This is a genomic window from Methanobacterium alkalithermotolerans (assembly GCF_018141185.1).
GTDB classification, from domain to species: Archaea; Methanobacteriota; Methanobacteria; order Methanobacteriales; family Methanobacteriaceae; genus Methanobacterium_F; species Methanobacterium_F alkalithermotolerans.
Genome location: NZ_CP058560.1, coordinates 2,048,539 through 2,065,121 on the forward strand (window position 1 = coordinate 2,048,539; position 16,583 = coordinate 2,065,121).

Consider the following 16,583-nt stretch of genomic DNA (forward strand, 5'->3'; position numbering starts at 1 on the left):
ATTATGAAGATTCATGTTTTTTCAGTATCTCATCTGCCAGGGCATCAATTTTTTCTAAATCATCCTGAGTGGGAAGGCCTTTTATGGAAATAGATTCCAGATATTCTACTTTCAGGTTACTTAACTGACCTTTTAATAATTCTTCCATGCGACTGCCCCATCCAAAAGAACCCATAATGGCCACGTATTTTAATTTAGGCCTTAACAGATTAATCAAATAGGCATTGGAAACGGTAAGTGGATGAGGACCGGTTAATACTGTGGGGCTGGCAATAACTAAAGTGGATGCATCCACCAGAGACATTAAAAATTCACCAGGATCCATGTGACCTAAATTGAATGGCTTTACAACCAATCCCCTTTTAATTAAAGAATCCACCAGATGATCTACCATAACCCGGGTACTACCATGCATAGAAACATAAGGGATTACTACCAGGTTTAAAGTTTCATCAGATATCCAATCTTTATATAAATTTATTATTTCGTTTACCGGGGAATAAATAGGCCCATGGGAAGGGGCAATTGTTTTTATATCTCTTTTACTTATTTTCGCCAGATTGTTTTTTATGGTGGGTCTAAAGGGCATCATAAGTTCTGCATAATACCTCTTGGCTGCAGAATATACTTCTTCGTTTTCATGGGAATATAACTGACTGGTGGCCATATGTGATCCGAAAAAATCACAGGAAAAAAGCATTTTATTTTCCTCTAAATAGGTTACCATGGTATCTGGCCAGTGCACCCAGGGAGTGAAGATAAATTCCAGGGTTTTACCACCTAAAGAAATTTTATCACCATCCCCTATAGTCTTAAACTTATCTTCCGGGATAAATAAAAAATTTTTTAAAAGTTCTTTGCATTTAGGATTGGTAACTACTACTGCCTCTGGATATTCCTCCAGGATAAGAGGTATAGAACCAGAATGGTCCTGTTCAGCATGGTTGGATACAATGTAGTCAATTTTTAATTCTAATTCCTGGAGGTTTTTTAATAGTTCATGAGCCTTCTCTGGATCAACCGTATCAATTAATGCAGTATTATCTCTTCCCTGAATAAGGTACGAGTTATAACTGGTTCCCTGTGGTAACGGAATTAACTCATCAAATATTTGCCGATCCCAATCCTGGGATCCCACATAATAAACACCGTCTTCCATCATCCGGGCAGACATCTTAATCCACTTTAACGAACTGATCTTTTCCTACTCCACAGATAGGACAAATCCAGTCGTCTGGTATATCTTCAAAAGCAGTTCCTGGTTCTATACCAGAATCAGGATCACCATTTTCAGGATCATATATATAACCACACATCTCGCATTGATATTTATCCATTTTTTACTCCTCCTAATCCCTAAATCACTTAAATTTTAAAATATATCTTATTTTATTACTATAAACATTCTTTTAGGTGCTCCACATGAGGGGCATTTCCAATTTTTAGGTATATCTTCAAAAGCGGTCCCTGGTGCTATATCAGACCGGGGTTCCCCTTTTTCAGGGTCGTATATGTATCCGCATACTTTACATTTGTATCTTGCCATGATTACACCTTTTTTTATCAATCTGGACATACCTGCCTTTTATTGAATTTATCTACTTTTAGCTGATTTAAAAGGAAAATTAATTCTTTAGCGGCATAAATCTTATTTTACCTGCTCCACATTTAGGGCAAGACCATTCATCAGGAAGTGAATCAAATTCTACTCCAGAAGGAGTTTCCTTACGTGGTTCTCCCATATCGGGATCGTATATGTATCCGCATACTTTACATTTGTATCTCATTTATCTCACCGGATTTAATTATAATTTTCCTCAAGTTAATATTAGTTTTTTTTCAAATAAAAATATTGTTATTTTAATTTCTACGAACAAACAAATATTCGAAAAACAGGATTAATTTGAATAAGATTTTTTTAATCCAATTTTAAATGGATATTTGTTTAAAAACAGCAATCTAAAAGAAAAGTAACAGATATATTTAAAAAAGAAAAAAAAAGGATTCATTAAAAAAATTATTCTTCTTCCACCACTTCGAAAAACTTAACTTTTTTAGGAATAACTCCTGGTCTCTCATCAGTCATATAATTAAAATAACTAATTAAATGGATGTTGTATTCTAAATATCCTCTAATTAAGTCATTTAGACCTTCATTACGCTTTCCAAGTACTAATATTATTAAGAACTGGATGGTTAAACATATTCCGGCTATGATACTATACAATCCCAGTACTATAACCACTGGTATTGCATAAAAAAACCTCACAAATAGTTCTAATCTACTTGCATTTTTTTCATATTCAAATAATTCATTTAATTCAAAATCTTCGCTCATATATAAACCTCCGGATTATATATTAACTGTTTTTATCTATTATAAATCTTATTAAGTTTGCACTGATAACAGTAATAATTAAAATGAATTAAAATAACTTTTCAACAGTTTAAACCATGCAAAAATTAAAAATAAATAAATTAAGTTTATTTAATCAGTAAAACCGGTATATCAGCAGTTTTCAATGTATTTTCTGCTACACTACCCATTAATATTTTTTCCAGGCCAGTTCTACCATGCGAAGCAATTACAATTAGATCCGCTTCGGTCTTATTACTTATCTTTTTCATGTCATGCCCGGGATTCCCCAACAATAATACTTCAGATACCTCTACTCCGGCAGATTCTCCTTTTTTTTGAATCTGATGTAGTATTTCCATACCCTCTTCTTCCAGGACTTCAAAGGGCTGGATAAGTTTCTCATCAATCACATGCACGGCTACAATTTCGGCATCTAATATTTTTGCAAGTTGAATAGCCTTATCTGCTGCTTTGGTGGCATGTTCTGAGCCATCAGAAGGTACCAGTATCCTTTTAAACATTATTCCACTTTCCTTAAGTGGTCCCCTACCACAAAAGAGGTTCCTCCTAAATGAAGAAGAGGTTTCACTTTTTCCACATCCAACAAATCATCTTTCATACAGTTTTCCTCCACAGAAGCATGCACCACCTTACCCAGAATCAATAAATGATCTCCTACTTCCTGGATTTCAATCACCTTACACTCTAAATGGGCCAGGGATTCTTTTATTCTGGGCGGTGAAACTATTTTAGATTCCAGGGAGGTTAATCCTGCTTTTTCCAATTCATTTTCCCCATAGGGAACCTTTTCACCAGTTATCCACATTTGATTAATTATTTCTGCGGGGGTTAAATTAATAACAAACTCGCTATTTAACTGGATATTCTTACTGGTATCATGGGAAGGTGCAGAGGCAAATGCCACAATAGGGGGGTCCATGGAAACCGGCATTACAAAGGAGAAAGGGGCGCCATTGACCTTAGCTTCATCATTAATAGTGCTTATAATTACAGTTGGCCGGGGAGCCAGTATACGGTTTGCTTTTTCAATCGGGAAATCTTTAAAATCCATATAATCATTTCCATTAAATTTTAATCATTATATAATATCCTTAGAATAGTATTAATTCTTTTTCTTAATTAATTCATTCATCACCCATTAAATACTGGGCCTGGCTCCGTTTTATGAATTCTTCACATAAATCTTCAGGATTTCCATCCAGGACCAGTTTACCTTTTTCCATCATAAGGGATCTGGTACTCACTTCTTTAATAAAATCAATATGGTGAGATACCATTAAGAAAGTGGTCTGGAACTTGTTATTAATTCGTTTTAATGCATTGGAAACAGATCTTAAAGTTATGGGATCCAAATCACCGAATGGTTCATCTAATATTAATAATTCCGGTTCAGAAGCCAGTGCCAGTGCCATAGTTGCCCTGACCTTCTGACCACCTGATAATTCATAAGACTTACGATCCAGTATTTCCAGGGGCAGTCGCAATGCATCAAATATGGGTGCGGCATATTTTTTGACTTCGGTATCCGGGAAGCTGGGGAAGAGAATATCTAAAATTTCAGCATTAAGTCCTATTTTCTCTAAGCGTAATTTGGCTTCATTTTCTGGGAGGTCAGTTAATTGGTACAGCACATCCAGCACCATATCACTAATCTCCAATTCCTTAGCCTTTTTCTTAGCCTCATAAATTACATTTTCCCCTTTTACACCAAGTCGGGATGCTATCTGATCTTTAATAGTTGCATGATGAACTAAAGCAAATTCTTGATGCATGAAACTCATCTTTCTTCTGATTTCCATTCTGTCTATTCCTGCCTGGTGCATGTCTATCCATTTACTATTGAATTTAAAACAAACTCTCCCTCCTTCGGGAAAATCCAGTCCCCCAATAATTCTTAAGATTACTGTTTTACCGGCACCACTGTGACCAATTAAGGATACCATTTCCCCTTTGTTTATCTCTATATTCACATCTTTAATATCCAGAACAGAACCCCCATTCATCAGGAAAAACCTTTTTTTTAGATCAATTGTTTTCAAAAGGGGACTTTTATCAACTAAGGGAGGATATGATTCTACAGGTTCTATATCTTTTAAAAATTCTTTTATAACATCTCTTGGACTTCCTTCATCCACTATCTGGCCTTTTTCCATTAATATAAGCCTGTCTGCTAGATATTCATGAATTTCTGGCAGGTGTGATACCAGAACTATGGTAACTCCCAGCTCCTTATTTATATTTTTAATAGCATCCAGTATTTCCTGTTTTGTTTGAGGACAGGACATGGTTGCTGGTTCATCCAGTAGCAATACTTCTGGTTTTTTTGCTAACTGACGAGCCATAATCAGTCGCTGCTTTTCACCACCACTGAGTACCGGGGCAAAGTGATTGGCCTTATTTTCCAGCCCTACCAACTTTAATAGCTCCAGGGCTTCATCTCCAAATTCGTCATAAGCATATTCAAAATCAGCCATAGCTTCATCCCCATATTTAACCCCATAAAGCTTCCGGATGATATTGTCAAAAGCAGTTTCAGACCATAAACCAAAGGATCTCTGTAAATGGATAGCGGTGGCTTTCTTTAACTTGGTGAAATAGTATGGATTGGAGTCCGGTGAGATTTTTGTGCCATTTAATACAATATTTCCACTATCAAATGATTCCACCCCTCTTAGAATTCTAAGCAAGGTAGTTTTACCTGATCCACTTTTTCCTATAATCCCCACTATTTCTCCATCATTTATTTCAAGATTAATGTCATCTAAAGCCTTAATTTCTTCCCCATTTTCTATTTTAAAAGTTTTTGAAAGATTTTCTACCTTAATCATCATAACACCCTATAAAATAATTATTTAAATTACAATTCATTCTGAATAAATCGATATAGAAGAATATTTTAATTAAATTGGTTTTCTAATATTATAATTATATAGAATTTAAAACTATCTAAATGAAATAATCCGGAATTGATTTAATAACCTTAAAAAAAATTGCTATTATAATTACAGTGCCCTAATATTTAATATTTCATTCATTGAACTTAAATTAATTCTTAATATTAAATAAAAGATGAATAAATTATCTTTCATAAATGATACTAAACTATAAAACTTTAATTAATATCTTATATAAAACAATAAATAATATTTAATAAAAATTTAAGTGATAAATGATTATAATTTTATTAATTAACATGGCTTGAGGATATGGTGATTAAATGAGAGGATTACTGGTAGGTAGGATGCAGCCAGTTCATCAGGGACACTTACAGGTTATCAAAAGTATACTCAAAGAGGTGGATGAAGTAATAATTGGTGTAGGAAGTGCTCAGCTAAGCCATACTTTAAAAGATCCTTTTACAGCGGGTGAAAGAGTAATGATGCTCACTAAATCCTTAAGTGAAAACGGGATCCCTGCTTCCCGGTATTATATCATACCGGTACAGGATATTGAATGCAATTCGGTATGGGTTTCCCATATAAAAATGCTCACACCTCCTTTTGAAAGGGTCTACTCCGGCAATCCCCTGGTTCAAAGACTCTTTATTGAAGAAGATTATCAGGTCACGTCTCCTCCCCTATATTACCGGGATAAACTCTCAGGAACAGAAGTTAGAAAAAGAATGTTAAGTAATGGTAACTGGGAAGAACTGGTGCCTTCATCGGTAGCAAAAGTTATTAAGGAAATAGATGGTTTGGAAAGACTAAGTCATCTTTCTCAAAAAGAAGTCAGTGAATTAGAATAGTATTTAAAAGTATAGGTGATTTTATGTTAGTTAAGCTCCTGGAAAAGGATGAAGAGTTAATTACCATCCCTGATTTACTCCATCAGATTAAAAAAAGCATAAAAATTGATGAATGCGGTGCTATTTTTACCTTTGAGGGAATAGTAAGGGGAGAAGAAAAGGGTAAAAAAGTTGATAAATTAATTTTAAGCACTCCGGATAAATTAAAAACTCAAAAAGAACTGGAAAGTATTGCCAGAGAAGTGAAGGAAAAATTTTCAGTTGCAGAAATTGGGGTTGTTCATTACCTGGGAGAATTTTACACCGGTGATTCCCTCTTCCTGGTGGCTGTTCTGGGAAATCACCGTCAAGAAACATTAGATGCTTTAACTGAAATAATTGAAAGAACCAAGTTTGATCTGGATTTTCAAAAAGAGGAACATACCACTAAAGGCACTAATATCATCATGTCGGGAGGATAAGCTCTAATTAGAAGGGAAGTTTCAAAATTTATATCTTAATCAATTAACTAGTTAATTAATGATGAGGGGGATTTAAATGAAATTTATCAGGGATAGTGTACATGGGAATCTCCATATAAATGATCTCGAAATTAAATTGGTTGACACACCCCAAATTCAACGATTAAGAAGAATAAAACAATTGGGATTCACTTTCTTAATATATCCTGGAGCAAATCACACCCGCTTTGAGCATTCTATAGGTACCATGTATTTAGCCTCTCAAATGGCGGATCACCTGAATCTGGATGAGGATAAAAAAAGTATATTGCGCATATGCGCTTTGCTGCATGATGCCGGACATGGACCTTTTTCACATGTATCTGAGGCTGTTTTAGACGATTCCCATGAGGTACTTACCTCCCGGGTTATTAAAAATTCCATACTGGGAGATATCATATCTGAAAACTATGATATTAATGATATAATAGATATAATTAATGGAAAAGGAGTTTTAGGGCAGATTATATCTGGGGAACTTGATGTGGATCGTATGGACTATTTAATACGCGACTCCCACTACACCGGGGTGGCCTATGGTATCATCGATATTGAGAGATTGATATATAACATGAAACTGGAGAACAATCTGGTTCTCGATAAAAAGGGAGTTCAGGCTGCTGAATCTACACTTGTAGCACGTTATTTTATGTATCCCAGTGTTTATCAACACCATACCACACGTATAGTGAATTCTATGTTTAGAAGATCTCTTAGAAAATTAATTGACCAGAATATAATTGATTCTAAAAAAATTTACCAGTATGATGATGCGGATATGATCATGGCCTGCCGGAACCAGGATGGGTTTATAAAAGACATGATCAAGCGTATGGATAATCGTGACCTGTTTAAAAAAGTGGATTCTCTTAAATTATCAGAACTAGAAGATCCTCAAAAAATATTTAAAATTAAAAGAGAGCAGATTAAAAAAGCAGAAAATGAGATCTGTGAAGAAAAAAACATTAATCCTGATTATTTAATTATTGATATGCCAGAATACCCATCATTCGATGAAATGAGGACTCTTGTTTCTGTCGGGGATGGTATTGTAAATTTAAGTCAGATTTCAAGTATTGTAGGGGCTTTAAGGGATGCCAGGTTTAATCATGCTGATTTATGTATTTATGTCCCGGAGGAACATACCTCTAAATTAGCTGATTTTGATTTTTATGATTATCTGGATTTACCTGAAAAAATAAACAAACATGATAAACAGATGCGTTTAGTTAGCACTTTTTGATACATAAAATTTGATTATCTTCAAATGAGATTTAGGTGGTTTATAAAATGATAATTGTAGCTATAACCGGTGCCAGTGGGATAATATATGGGTTGAAGGTATTAGAAGCACTAAAAGAAAGGAAAATAGATACGGCCTTAGTAATAACAGACCCTGCCCGGATTATTTTAGAATATGAACTGGATTTGAAAATTGAAGATTTAAAGAATAAAGCCACCTGTTACTATGAAGCCAGTGACTTAACTTCTTCTATAAACAGTGGTTCCTTTAAATTTGAATCAATGGTCATTGTTCCCTGCACTATGAAAACCCTTTCGGCTATAGCCACCGGTTATGCCAGTAATTCAATTACCCGGGCTGCAGATGTAGCTTTAAAAGAACGGAGAAAATTAGTATTAGTTCCCCGGGAAACACCTTTACGCTCAATTCATCTGGAAAACATGCTTGAAATCAGCCGGGAAGGGGGAATAATTCTACCAGCCATGCCCGGATTTTATCACCGCCCTGAAAACCTGGATGACATGGCCAATTTTATTGCAGGTAAAATTTTAGATGTACTGGAAATAGAACATGACCTTTTCTTGAGATGGAGTGGGGATGAAATATGATTAGGGACCGGGATTTTATAAAAAACTCCACTGTACCTGGCCCTACTAAGGAAGAAATCCGTTGTTTGGTTTTATGCAAATCAGAACTTACTTCTCAGGATATTGTGGTGGATATCGGCTGTGGGACCGGTGGATTAACCCTGGAATTTGCTAAAAGAACATCAAAAGTATATTCCCTGGATAGAAATCCTGAGGCTATTAATTTAACCTCAAAAAACCTGGAAAAACATGGCCTGAAAAACAGGGTGCAGCTTATTTGCGGTAATGCAAAAGATGAAATGGATAAATTCCCTGATTTTAATGTCTTAATGATTGGAGGCAGTGGTGGGGACCTGTCTTTTTTAATTGAAAAAGGATTTAGCAAACTTAAAAAAAGTGGAAGGATAATCATCACGGCCATCTTACTTGAAACTGCATTAGAAGCTATTGAAACACTAAAAAAGTTTGATATGGACGTGGAAGTGATAAATGCCGCTATATCTCGTGGAAAAATAATTGAAAGAGGCACCATGATGCTGGCTGAAAATCCAATAACCATAATTGTGGGAGTAAAAAGAAATTAAATTTTTAAAGGTTTTCTTAAATATTTATTCTATTTTTATATTTTTATTAATTAATACGCCATAAAATCCTTAAAAATTACCATTTATAAGGTTTTTTATAAAAATAATTTTATATATCTATTAAACCAAAAAAATATTTTAAAGTACATATCTCAAATTCAACCTTAAAAAAATTTTCAGGGAGAAATTCCATGGCTGATAAGATAAACTGGTATCAACTTTCAGCAGAAGAGACATTTAAAAAGTTAAATACAAGTATAGATGGCCTTACCAAAAAAGAATCTTTAAAAAGGTTGGAAAAATATGGATACAATGAAATAAAATTTAAAAAACCTTCTCCTTTTAGAAGATTACTTAAACAATTAAATAATCCTTTAATTTATCTTTTAATTCTGGTTTCCATTATAACTGCTTTTTTAGGTGAATGGGTGGATACGGGGGTAATATTAGGCGTGGTTATAGTTAACACTGCCATTGGATTCATACAGGAAGGTAAAGCAGAATCGTCTATAGAAGCCCTGGAACAAATGATGGTTCCCGAGTGCACGGTCATTAGAAATGGTAATAAAAAAAAGATCTTAGCAAGAGAACTTGCTATAGGGGACGTGGTGTTACTAGAAAGCGGAAGTCAGGTACCAGCTGACCTTAGACTTTTCCGGTCTAAAAATTTACATGCAGATGAAGCAGCCCTCACTGGAGAATCAGTACCGGTATCCAAGGGAATAGAAGCCATTGAAACACCTGATTTACCACCTGCTGATCAAAAATCAATGGCATTTGGTGGTACTTTCATCACCCAGGGGTCGGGGGGAGGTATAGTGGTGGCCACTGGTGAGTATGCAGAGATGGGTAAGATTGCTGAGATTATGAAAGAAACTCAGGAGATCATGACACCTCTAACCCGGAAAATGGAGGAATTCACCAAAGTCATTGTAATAGCCATTCTTCTGGTGGCCCTGGTTAATTTTGCATTGTCGGCCTGGTTTGGTTTTGGACTCATATATTCCTTTATGGCTTCTGCTTCTTTAGCAGTTGCAGCTATACCTGAGGGTCTTCCAGCGGTTTTAACCGTGACTCTTGCTTTAGGCGTTAAAGCCATGGCCAACAGAAATGCATTAATCCGTAAACTTCCTTCGGTAGAATCCCTGGGAAGAACCACTGTTATTTGTTCGGATAAAACCGGCACCCTCACTAAAAATCAGATGACCGTGGTCCGGATATTTTCTGGTGGAAAAACCTTTAAAGTTACTGGATCAGGTTATAATCCCCAGGGCGAAATTACTTTTGAAAACAATCCGGTGAAACTATCTTCTGAAAATAAAGAACTTAAATATACATTAAAGGCAGGTTTACTATGTAATAATGCTAGTTTGGTTGAAAAAGATGGTTTTAAAGTAATAGGTGATCCTACAGAAGGGTCTCTAATTGTATCTGCAGCTAAAGCAGATCTCACTGATAAAACTCTGCGTCTGGATGAGGTTCCTTTTGAATCAAAACAAAGATACATGGCCACCCTCCATCAGGGGCTGGATGAAAATATTATCTATGTTAAGGGTTCTCCTGAGAAAATAATCAAACGCTCCCGGAATCAATTGATTAAAGGGGAAATAACAGATATTCAAGAAGATGAAATATATGCTGCTTCTAATTTAATGGCTAAAGATTCTTTAAGAGTATTGGGATTTGCTTATAAGGTAGTGGATGAGCATAAAACTGAGATTAATCCGGATGATATTAAAGATCTTACATTTTTAGGATTACAGGGAATGATTGATCCTCCCCGTGAAGAAGTTATAGATGCTATTAAAAAATCTAAATCCGCTGGTATCAGGACGGTAATGATTACGGGAGACCATGCAAAAACAGCTAAAGCTATTGCTAAACAGCTGGGTATAGGATCTAAAAAAGAAAAAGTATTAACTGGTAAAGAAATTTCCAGGATGAGTCCCGAAGAATTATATGAAATAGTGGATAAGGTTTCCATATATGCCCGGGTTGCACCAGAACACAAGTATGATATAACTACCCAGCTTCAAAAAAAGGGAGAAATAGTGGCGGTAACTGGAGACGGGGTTAATGATGCCCCTGCTTTAAAAGCAGCAGATATTGGTATTGCCATGGGTATTACCGGTACTGATGTTAGTAAAGAAGCTTCGGACATGGTTTTAGCAGATGATAACTTTTCCAGTATTGTTAAAGCTATAGAAGAAGGCAGATTTATTTTTGAAAACATTCAAAAAGTAATCTTGTATGCTCTGGCTGCTAATGGAGGCCAATCTCTAATTATATTAGGAGCATTGATACTGGCTCCTTTTATATCACTTTTCGTGGTAAGCCTTCCTTTAGAGCCGGTTCAAATTCTATGGATTAATTTATTTGATTCCATATTTTTGGCACTTCCTCTTATTAAAGAACCTAAAGAAGCAAATCTCCTGGAAAAACCACCAAAAGACCCGGATGAAAAAATTGTTAACTGGCAATTTGTAAGGAAGGTGGGCCTGGTTTCTCTGGCCATGGCTGGAGCAGGTTTAAGCATATTTTATATTTACGGTAGTGCTGCATTCACCGACCCTCTAAATGAATTTCTTTTAACCCAGGCCCAAACTGCTGCTTTTGCCACGGTTATCATGGTGCATGTATTCTATCTGATAACGGCCCGTTCCATAAGGGAATCTATATTCACGTTCAGCCCCTTTTCCAACAAATGGTCTCTATTAGGTATCGGAATTACCATATCTTCACTTTTAATGATAATTTACCTCCCTGCTCTTCAGATTCTATTTAGAACCGCCCCTATTCCTGCAGAATGGTGGATACTTATTTTACTGTTCTCTCTTCCAGGGTTGATATTGATTGAAATTGAAAAATTTATAGCCCGTAGAAGAGGGTGGTTTTAATTTCCAATAAAAATTATGACCCTTAGGGAGTAAATACCCTTAAGGCAAGTATTTATATATGGGGAGTAATAAATGTTAAAAAAACTGAAGGTTGATATCAATGGATCGATTGAGCCTGAATCAATATAGAGAAATGGTAGATGGTATAATAGAATTTAAAAAAACAAATGGTGAAATGCCTCAATTTGCCATTGTTGATGGATGTAAAATTGAAAAACAAAATTATATAGACATGATAGAACGTGTAAATAAATTCATACTTGAAATGGGTAGGAATCCACGTTCAGTAGATATTGAATCATAGACCTGGACTCTGTACATTTATAAGGGAGTTAAATAAGCTTTTTATTATAAGCCAGTATAATCCCCAAATAGCTTTCTGGTATTTATTTTGAGGTTTTATTTTATTATACAGATTATTTTTTCACTATTTTAATTTATCATACCTCCTATTTTCGCATAAAATTTAAAGACATTGATTTTTTTTAGCCTTAAAATTTCCTCTCTTTAGATACAATAATTATTTTTTTTTTTTTTAGTCAGGGGGGTGCGCTTAGTATTAATTATTAAAAAAAACATATCGAAACAGTTATTTGTTATTAACAATTAATATTGATTTAATTACTAATTTCCATTTTAATATTTATTTTGGTGGAAATTATGAAATAAGAATGCTTTCGGTGGATAATAAAACAAAAGAGGGGAAATAATGGTGGAAATAGTGGTGGATGAAGATGCATGTGTGGGGTGTGGATCCTGTGTGGATGATTGTCCCAGTGATGTTTACCAGATGAATGAGGAAAAGTGGAAAAGCGAAGTGATAAATGCAGATGACTGCATGGCTTGCTTGTCCTGTCATGAGATTTGCCCTTCTCAGGCTATGGAACATCGTGATATACATGTGGCCAAACGATTATACATTGACCGTAAGGTCAGTGATGTTTTAAACAAAATTATCTAGGGGTATAAAAATGGAAATGGAAGAGATAAGGGGCACATTTAAACCTGAAATGATTCCTGAAGAAACTGGGGGAGACATATCAGATTATGAAGAAGCACTGCACGTTTTAATGAAATTTGTGGGATCCATGTCCAGTGCACTGGAACAGGTTTCTGGAAGGGGAGCAAATGCAATTGTTTACCAGGCCGGAAAAAGGATGGGACATGATGCAGGAAAACTTATGGAAAAAACGGACAACCTGGAACAGGCCATGCAGGAACTGAGTGATATTTTAGGGGTGGAATTTTACTTTGAAATGTGGAAACCCGCTGGACAGGATAATTATACCATTGAAAAAGGAGATGAAACCGTGGTGAAACTCCTTTTCATGGATTGCGTGGTAAGGCAAACCTTGCGTAGGACAGGATTACCTCAAAAAGGACCACTCTGTTATCTCTTATATGGTTATATGGTGGGTGCTGTGGAGGAAGTGATGAGCATAAAGGGCAAACTGGATATTGATCATGTGGGATCTAATGCTTGTCTTAAAACTTTAACCATCAAATGGGGTGGTAAATAATGGTAAAAATAGCTTTAGAAGCACTTGCTAGCTGTGCTGGGTGTGAAATCTCTATTCTGGATTTACATGAAGACATTACTAAGTTACTGGACAATGCCGAGCTGGTATATGCACCGGTGCTGATGGATACCAAAGAACTGCCAGATGATATTGACATTGCCATAGTTTCTGGATCTGTCAGGAACCAGGAGAATCAGGAGAGATTGGAAGAACTACGGGATAAATCAGATATATTGATTGCTTATGGTACCTGCGCCTGTTATGGGGGTATAACTGGAATGGCAGATTTATACACTTCAGAAGAGGTTACTTCCAGAACTTACACTGATAATCCCAGTACCATCTCTGCTGAACTTCCATCAGAAGTCGTTCCTGAGCTTCTTACCATTGTACATCCTGCTGCTGATTTTACAGAAATTGATGGATTTATACCGGGATGTCCTCCTAAAGAACAGCTAACTGGAGACATATTAATACCACTTATAAATGATGAAGCCCCAGATGTTCCTAAGAAAAGTGTTTGTGCTGATTGTAATCGTGAAATGGAGCATATAGAATTTGATAAAATTCACAGAAGAATAGAGGGTGATCCTGAACCAGGCAAATGTTTCCTATCCCAGGGATATGTATGTTTAGGTTCTGTGACTTTGGGAAGATGCGGTGGACTTTGTACCGAGGCAGGAGTAGCTTGTCATGGATGTGGAGGTCCTTCACTGGATGTTATCCGGGAACCAAGTCACGATATTTACAACGGGGTCATTAAAAGGATAGCTCACCTTTCTAAAATGCCAGAAAAAGATGTGGAAAAACAGCTTTATGATATAGGACATGTAATTTACGGGTTTGTGATTGGAAGTACCATTATGGAGGATAAACAGGTATCTCTTATTCCTCAACTGGTGAAGAAGTAAAGGTGAAACTATGAAACAAATTGAAATTAGCCCGGTTACTAGAATTGAGGGACATGCCAAGATAACAGTTCAGATTGATGATGCAGGAAATGTGGCTGATGCTCATTTTCATGTAATGGAAATCAGGGGATTTGAAAAATTCTTAGAAGGAGCAGCAGTAGAAGAAGCTCCCCGTATAACTCCCCGTATATGTGGTATATGTCAAACAGCCCATCACTTAGCCGCTGCCAAGGCCACGGATGAAGTATTCGGACTCCAGCCCCCTGAAACTGCCCGGAGATTAAGAGAACTCATGCTTTTAGGACAGTATATCCACTCCCATTCCCTGCACTTTTATTTCCTGGGAGCACCGGACCTGGTAATGGGGCCTGAATCAGACCCTGCCCTTAGAAATGTCCTGGGTATCCTGAAATCCAAACCTGATCTGGCCATGATGGCCATTAAAACCAGAAAAATTGGACAGGAAATTACTGCCCTGGTGGGTGGAAAACCTATTAGTCCTGTAACAGCCATTCCTGGAGGGCAATCCAAGGGAATAACTGCTGAAGAAAGAGATAAGATTCTATCCAAAGCTAAAGAGGCAATTGGTCTTATTGGGCAGGGAGTTGAAGTAGCCAAACCATTGTTTGAAGAGTACAGTGAAACTGTTGAGACCCTGGGGCCGGTTGAAACTAGTTTTGGGGCTTTAACTAATGCTGGTAATCTGGAATTTTATGATGGCCCGGTAAAAATTATGGACAAAGAAGGCAGCCCTATACATGAATTTGCCGCCTCTGACTATCTGGATTACATTGAAGAAAAAGTTCAACCCTGGTCTTATCTTAAATTCCCTTACCTGAAACAAATTGGATTCCCTGAGGGTAACTACCGGGTGGGTCCTCTGGCCCGACTAAATGTGGTGGATACAGTTCCTACTGAAATTGCGGCAGATTTATTTGCAGAATATAAGGAAAAATATGGAATTGCCCAGAACACACTACTATACCACTATGCTCGTTTAATAGAACTGATGTATGCCGCTGAAAGATCAGTGCAGATATTAGAAGATGATAATATAACCGGCACTGATATTCGAAATGGACTAAGCGGCCCTTTAATGACGAAAGAAGAAGCTAAAGAGTCCAGTGAAACTAAAAGAGGAGTGGGTATGATTGAGGCACCCCGGGGAATATTAATCCACGATTATGAAACCGATGGAGCTGGATTTATTAACCGGGCCAACTTGATAGTAGCCACTGGACAAAATAACCTTTCCATGGATATTGGGGTTAGAGAAACGGCTAAAGAAATGATAAAAGGAGAAGAAGTTTCAGAAGGTCTTAAAAATAAGCTAGAGATGATTGTAAGAGCCTATGATCCCTGTCTATCCTGTGCCACCCATGCCATTGGTGAGGATTCACCTCTGGAAGTGGATATTTATGACAGTGAAGGCAGATTGTTAAGAAAACATTTGATTTGAGGAATTTTTCCTCAAAAATTATTTTTTTCTTTATTTTTAAAACAAATTATTTTTCCAAAGTCTAAATTATTAATAAATAAATTCTAAATCTTTGATACATCTTCTGGTCGATTAAAGTTTTTAAAACTCTTTAAAGATGGATCCAATTTACTGACTTCCACAAAAATAGTGTTTAGTTTTTTAACTAATGATTTAACATCTTTTTTACCCTTTAAAAGCTGAAAATAAATGGTTTTTTTACTTCTTTTGTGGTAGATGCCATGTAATGGTTCAAAATGATGATTATTTTTTACACCCCAAAAGGGGATTAATGCATCGTAATTTTCCTTACTATTCTCATAAACATTATAAACTTTTTCTATAAAATAAGTAGAAATAAAAGGTGAATCACAGGGAATCACCAGAGCATAATCAGACTCCATATGGGATAATCCTGTATATATGCCTGAAAGTGGCCCCTGGCTTTCAATTTCATCTTTTAAAAATTTTAAATTAAAACTGGTATTATCCACACTGTAAATATGATTCAGGATTTTTCGATATTCCTGCTTTTGTTTATCATTTCTCAGGACCAGCAAAACTTCATCCATCTGATTATCCACTTTATCCAGTATATTACAGACCATAGGCTTATTTTTAAATAGCATTAATCCTTTATCCTGACCCATTCTACTACTTAATCCTCCACACAGGATTATACAGGACCTAATTGCAGTTCTGGATATTTTAACTACCTTTTTTTAGTTTTGAAAATTAA

The 16,583-nt window shown here is 36.1% G+C and carries 20 protein-coding genes; 11 read left to right on the top strand and 9 right to left on the bottom strand.

Annotated elements, in window-relative coordinates; translation table 11 throughout:
* Nucleotide 1: 1 nt before the first annotated feature.
* From HYG87_RS10280 to HYG87_RS10315, 8 genes are all read right to left on the bottom strand, one after another.
* Nucleotides 2-1,174 carry an FprA family A-type flavoprotein gene (locus HYG87_RS10280; RefSeq protein WP_211533068.1) on the bottom strand — a complete coding sequence of 391 codons (1,173 nt, stop codon included), beginning with the start codon at nucleotides 1,172-1,174 and terminating at the stop codon, nucleotides 2-4.
* A 1-nt stretch (nucleotide 1,175) separates the two neighbouring features.
* Nucleotides 1,176-1,337, bottom strand: a complete 162-nt coding sequence (gene rd, locus HYG87_RS10285; protein ID WP_211533069.1) for a rubredoxin — start codon at nucleotides 1,335-1,337, stop codon at nucleotides 1,176-1,178.
* A 47-nt stretch (nucleotides 1,338-1,384) separates the two neighbouring features.
* The gene (locus HYG87_RS10290; protein ID WP_211533070.1) at nucleotides 1,385-1,546 is read right to left on the bottom strand and encodes a rubredoxin; all 162 of its coding nucleotides are present in this window, start codon (nucleotides 1,544-1,546) and stop codon (nucleotides 1,385-1,387) included.
* A gap of 79 nt (nucleotides 1,547-1,625) precedes the next feature.
* On the bottom strand, nucleotides 1,626-1,787 hold the full coding sequence (locus HYG87_RS10295; protein ID WP_211533071.1) for a rubredoxin: 162 nt from the start codon (nucleotides 1,785-1,787) through the stop codon (nucleotides 1,626-1,628).
* A gap of 230 nt (nucleotides 1,788-2,017) precedes the next feature.
* Nucleotides 2,018-2,338: a DUF4389 domain-containing protein gene (locus HYG87_RS10300; RefSeq protein WP_211533072.1), complete on the bottom strand. Its 321-nt coding sequence runs from the start codon at nucleotides 2,336-2,338 to the stop codon at nucleotides 2,018-2,020.
* 146 nt (nucleotides 2,339-2,484) lie between these two features.
* Nucleotides 2,485-2,880: a universal stress protein gene (locus tag HYG87_RS10305; protein WP_211533073.1), complete on the bottom strand. Its 396-nt coding sequence runs from the start codon at nucleotides 2,878-2,880 to the stop codon at nucleotides 2,485-2,487.
* Nucleotides 2,880-3,431 carry a flavin reductase family protein gene (locus HYG87_RS10310; RefSeq protein ID WP_211533074.1) on the bottom strand — a complete coding sequence of 184 codons (552 nt, stop codon included), beginning with the start codon at nucleotides 3,429-3,431 and terminating at the stop codon, nucleotides 2,880-2,882. The genes HYG87_RS10305 and HYG87_RS10310 overlap by 1 nt, the downstream gene beginning before the upstream one ends.
* A 73-nt stretch (nucleotides 3,432-3,504) precedes the next feature.
* Nucleotides 3,505-5,208 (bottom strand): ABC transporter ATP-binding protein, encoded by a 1,704-nt coding sequence (locus HYG87_RS10315; RefSeq protein WP_211533075.1) that lies wholly within the window; start codon nucleotides 5,206-5,208, stop codon nucleotides 3,505-3,507.
* Nucleotides 5,209-5,597: 389 nt separating this feature from the next.
* On the opposite strand from HYG87_RS10315, the gene HYG87_RS10320 reads away from it, so the two are divergent.
* The 11 genes from HYG87_RS10320 (at nucleotide 5,598) to HYG87_RS10370 (ending at nucleotide 15,826) form a co-directional block, all read left to right on the top strand.
* Nucleotides 5,598-6,125, top strand: coding sequence for a nicotinamide-nucleotide adenylyltransferase (locus HYG87_RS10320; protein ID WP_211533076.1), 528 nt, complete (start codon nucleotides 5,598-5,600; stop codon nucleotides 6,123-6,125).
* Between the two features lie 23 nt (nucleotides 6,126-6,148).
* A complete protein-coding gene (locus HYG87_RS10325) occupies nucleotides 6,149-6,586 on the top strand; it encodes a molybdenum cofactor biosynthesis protein MoaE (protein WP_211533077.1) in 438 nt (145 codons plus the stop codon).
* 76 nt (nucleotides 6,587-6,662) lie between these two features.
* A complete protein-coding gene (locus tag HYG87_RS10330) occupies nucleotides 6,663-7,868 on the top strand; it encodes an HD domain-containing protein (RefSeq protein WP_211533078.1) in 1,206 nt (401 codons plus the stop codon).
* A 47-nt stretch (nucleotides 7,869-7,915) separates the two neighbouring features.
* Entirely contained in the window at nucleotides 7,916-8,476 is a 561-nt protein-coding gene (locus tag HYG87_RS10335) for a UbiX family flavin prenyltransferase (protein WP_211533079.1), read from the top strand.
* Nucleotides 8,473-9,039: a precorrin-6Y C5,15-methyltransferase (decarboxylating) subunit CbiT gene (gene cbiT, locus HYG87_RS10340; RefSeq protein WP_211533080.1), complete on the top strand. Its 567-nt coding sequence runs from the start codon at nucleotides 8,473-8,475 to the stop codon at nucleotides 9,037-9,039. Before HYG87_RS10335 ends, cbiT begins: the two co-directional genes overlap by 4 nt.
* A gap of 191 nt (nucleotides 9,040-9,230) precedes the next feature.
* The gene (locus tag HYG87_RS10345; protein ID WP_211533081.1) at nucleotides 9,231-11,936 is read left to right on the top strand and encodes a cation-translocating P-type ATPase; all 2,706 of its coding nucleotides are present in this window, start codon (nucleotides 9,231-9,233) and stop codon (nucleotides 11,934-11,936) included.
* A gap of 100 nt (nucleotides 11,937-12,036) precedes the next feature.
* On the top strand, nucleotides 12,037-12,240 hold the full coding sequence (locus tag HYG87_RS10350; protein WP_211533082.1) for a pseudomurein-binding repeat-containing protein: 204 nt from the start codon (nucleotides 12,037-12,039) through the stop codon (nucleotides 12,238-12,240).
* A 405-nt stretch (nucleotides 12,241-12,645) separates the two neighbouring features.
* Nucleotides 12,646-12,897: a 4Fe-4S dicluster domain-containing protein gene (locus tag HYG87_RS10355; RefSeq protein ID WP_211533083.1), complete on the top strand. Its 252-nt coding sequence runs from the start codon at nucleotides 12,646-12,648 to the stop codon at nucleotides 12,895-12,897.
* A 10-nt stretch (nucleotides 12,898-12,907) separates the two neighbouring features.
* Nucleotides 12,908-13,456 (top strand): hydrocarbon binding protein (contains V4R domain), encoded by a 549-nt coding sequence (locus HYG87_RS10360; RefSeq protein ID WP_211533084.1) that lies wholly within the window; start codon nucleotides 12,908-12,910, stop codon nucleotides 13,454-13,456.
* Entirely contained in the window at nucleotides 13,456-14,367 is a 912-nt protein-coding gene (locus HYG87_RS10365) for an NADH-quinone oxidoreductase subunit B family protein (RefSeq protein WP_211533085.1), read from the top strand. The genes HYG87_RS10360 and HYG87_RS10365 overlap by 1 nt, the downstream gene beginning before the upstream one ends.
* A gap of 10 nt (nucleotides 14,368-14,377) precedes the next feature.
* Entirely contained in the window at nucleotides 14,378-15,826 is a 1,449-nt protein-coding gene (locus HYG87_RS10370; RefSeq protein WP_211533086.1) for a Ni/Fe hydrogenase subunit alpha, read from the top strand.
* An 83-nt stretch (nucleotides 15,827-15,909) separates the two neighbouring features.
* On the opposite strand, the gene HYG87_RS10375 is transcribed toward HYG87_RS10370, so the two are convergent.
* The gene (locus HYG87_RS10375; RefSeq protein ID WP_249164854.1) at nucleotides 15,910-16,494 is read right to left on the bottom strand and encodes a molybdenum cofactor guanylyltransferase; all 585 of its coding nucleotides are present in this window, start codon (nucleotides 16,492-16,494) and stop codon (nucleotides 15,910-15,912) included.
* Nucleotides 16,495-16,583 lie beyond the last annotated feature (89 nt).

Excerpts from the sequence above, each read along its gene's own strand:
- HYG87_RS10280 (WP_211533068.1), bottom strand. The coding sequence starts at position 1,174 with ATGTCTGCCCGGATGATGGAAGACGGTGTTTATTATGTGGGATCCCAG.
- rd (WP_211533069.1), bottom strand. The coding sequence starts at position 1,337 with ATGGATAAATATCAATGCGAGATGTGTGGTTATATATATGATCCTGAA.
- HYG87_RS10290 (WP_211533070.1), bottom strand. The coding sequence starts at position 1,546 with ATGGCAAGATACAAATGTAAAGTATGCGGATACATATACGACCCTGAA.
- HYG87_RS10295 (WP_211533071.1), bottom strand. The coding sequence starts at position 1,787 with ATGAGATACAAATGTAAAGTATGCGGATACATATACGATCCCGATATG.
- HYG87_RS10300 (WP_211533072.1), bottom strand. The coding sequence starts at position 2,338 with ATGAGCGAAGATTTTGAATTAAATGAATTATTTGAATATGAAAAAAAT.
- HYG87_RS10305 (WP_211533073.1), bottom strand. The coding sequence starts at position 2,880 with ATGTTTAAAAGGATACTGGTACCTTCTGATGGCTCAGAACATGCCACC.
- HYG87_RS10310 (WP_211533074.1), bottom strand. The coding sequence starts at position 3,431 with ATGGATTTTAAAGATTTCCCGATTGAAAAAGCAAACCGTATACTGGCT.
- HYG87_RS10315 (WP_211533075.1), bottom strand. The coding sequence starts at position 5,208 with ATGATTAAGGTAGAAAATCTTTCAAAAACTTTTAAAATAGAAAATGGG.
- HYG87_RS10320 (WP_211533076.1), top strand. The coding sequence starts at position 5,598 with ATGAGAGGATTACTGGTAGGTAGGATGCAGCCAGTTCATCAGGGACAC.
- HYG87_RS10325 (WP_211533077.1), top strand. The coding sequence starts at position 6,149 with ATGTTAGTTAAGCTCCTGGAAAAGGATGAAGAGTTAATTACCATCCCT.
- HYG87_RS10330 (WP_211533078.1), top strand. The coding sequence starts at position 6,663 with ATGAAATTTATCAGGGATAGTGTACATGGGAATCTCCATATAAATGAT.
- HYG87_RS10335 (WP_211533079.1), top strand. The coding sequence starts at position 7,916 with ATGATAATTGTAGCTATAACCGGTGCCAGTGGGATAATATATGGGTTG.
- cbiT (WP_211533080.1), top strand. The coding sequence starts at position 8,473 with ATGATTAGGGACCGGGATTTTATAAAAAACTCCACTGTACCTGGCCCT.
- HYG87_RS10345 (WP_211533081.1), top strand. The coding sequence starts at position 9,231 with ATGGCTGATAAGATAAACTGGTATCAACTTTCAGCAGAAGAGACATTT.
- HYG87_RS10350 (WP_211533082.1), top strand. The coding sequence starts at position 12,037 with ATGGATCGATTGAGCCTGAATCAATATAGAGAAATGGTAGATGGTATA.
- HYG87_RS10355 (WP_211533083.1), top strand. The coding sequence starts at position 12,646 with ATGGTGGAAATAGTGGTGGATGAAGATGCATGTGTGGGGTGTGGATCC.
- HYG87_RS10360 (WP_211533084.1), top strand. The coding sequence starts at position 12,908 with ATGGAAATGGAAGAGATAAGGGGCACATTTAAACCTGAAATGATTCCT.
- HYG87_RS10365 (WP_211533085.1), top strand. The coding sequence starts at position 13,456 with ATGGTAAAAATAGCTTTAGAAGCACTTGCTAGCTGTGCTGGGTGTGAA.
- HYG87_RS10370 (WP_211533086.1), top strand. The coding sequence starts at position 14,378 with ATGAAACAAATTGAAATTAGCCCGGTTACTAGAATTGAGGGACATGCC.
- HYG87_RS10375 (WP_249164854.1), bottom strand. The coding sequence starts at position 16,494 with ATGGGTCAGGATAAAGGATTAATGCTATTTAAAAATAAGCCTATGGTC.